Here is a 1,506-nt window from a genome sequence, read left to right on the forward strand (position 1 = left end):
GGCGGCGGTGGATTTCGTCAACGGCGCCGAAGGCCTGCTGATGGCGCCGGTGTACGCCGTGCCGCGACTGCTGGCCCGCAATGGCCTGACCCTGCAGGACTTCGATTACTACGAGATTCACGAAGCCTTTGCTGCCCAAGTGTTGTGCACGCTGAAAGCCTGGGAAGATCCGGAATACTGCAAGACCCGCCTGGGGCTGGATGCACCGCTGGGCTCTATCGACCGCAGCCGCTTGAACGTCAAGGGCAGCTCATTGGCCGCCGGCCATCCGTTTGCTGCCACGGGCGGGCGTATCGTCGCCAACCTGGCCAAGCTGCTGGACGCAGCCGGTAAGGGCCGGGGCCTGATCTCGATCTGCGCCGCCGGGGGCCAGGGCGTCACCGCGATTATTGAGCGCTGATCTCGGCTATGATCGGGCCGCCGGTCAATTTGGCATATTGGATGCATTCTTAAGCGGTCAAAGGTCGGTACCCTCTCCCCGCGGCGAGAGGATTGCCGTATAACGAGTGCCATACGCGTGTTTGGTAATAAAGGACCCACAATAAAAGCTGATGAAGACTCCTAAACGCATTGAACCCCTGATCGAGGACGGTCTGGTCGACGAGGTGCTGCGCCCACTCATGAGTGGTAAAGAAGCAGCTGTTTACGTGGTGCGCTGCGGCAACGAGTTACGTTGCGCCAAGGTCTACAAGGAGGCGAATAAACGAAGTTTTCGTCAGGCGTCCGAATACCAGGAAGGCCGCAAGGTCCGCAACAGCCGTCAGGCCCGGGCCATGGCCAAGGGTTCCAAGTTCGGCAAGAAAGAAACCGAAGACGCCTGGCAGAACGCTGAGGTAGCGGCGCTGTTTCGCCTGGCCGGTGCGGGTGTTCGCGTGCCCAAGCCGTACGACTTCCTCGAAGGCGTGCTGCTGATGGAGCTGGTGGCCGATGAATACGGCGACGCGGCGCCACGTTTGAACGACGTGACGCTGGAGCCGGACCAGGCCCGTGAATACCACGCCTTCCTGATTACCCAGATCGTGCTGATGTTGTGTACCGGCCTGGTGCACGGTGACCTTTCCGAGTTCAACGTGCTGCTGACGCCGACGGGCCCGGTGATCATCGACCTGCCTCAGGCGGTGGATGCCGCGGGCAACAACCACGCGTTCAGCATGCTGGAACGGGATGTGGGCAACATGGCTTCCTACTTCGGGCGCTTTGCCCCGGAATTGAAGAAGACCAAGTACGCCAAGGAGATGTGGGCGCTGTATGAAGCCGGCACTCTGCACCCGGCCAGTGTGTTGACCGGCGAGTTCGACGAACCGGAAGAGCTGGCTGACGTGGGCGGTGTTATCCGCGAGATCGAAGCGGCGCGGCTCGATGAAGAGCGTCGCCAGGCGATTCGCGCGGCAGACGATGCGCCACCGAGCAAGGCGTCGGAAGAGCCGCCACCGCCGCCCTGGATGCAGTGATCCAACGGCGAGTGGATATCCAAATGTGGGAGCGGGCTTGCTCGCGAAAGCGCTG

At 61.8% G+C, this 1,506-nt stretch carries 1 protein-coding gene and 1 pseudogene; both read left to right on the forward strand.

All coding sequences use genetic code 11. From position 1 onward, the window contains the following. Positions 1-400: pseudogene (locus HX846_RS26445) on the forward strand (acetyl-CoA C-acyltransferase); the annotation flags it as partial. A gap of 151 nt (positions 401-551) precedes the next feature. Next, positions 552-1,451 (forward strand): PA4780 family RIO1-like protein kinase, encoded by a 900-nt coding sequence (locus tag HX846_RS26450; protein ID WP_008438985.1) that lies wholly within the window; start codon positions 552-554, stop codon positions 1,449-1,451. Positions 1,452-1,506: the final 55 nt, after the last annotated feature.

It is taken from the genome of Pseudomonas sp. K5002, from assembly GCF_013386655.1.
In the GTDB taxonomy this organism is placed as follows: Bacteria; Pseudomonadota; Gammaproteobacteria; order Pseudomonadales; family Pseudomonadaceae; genus Aquipseudomonas.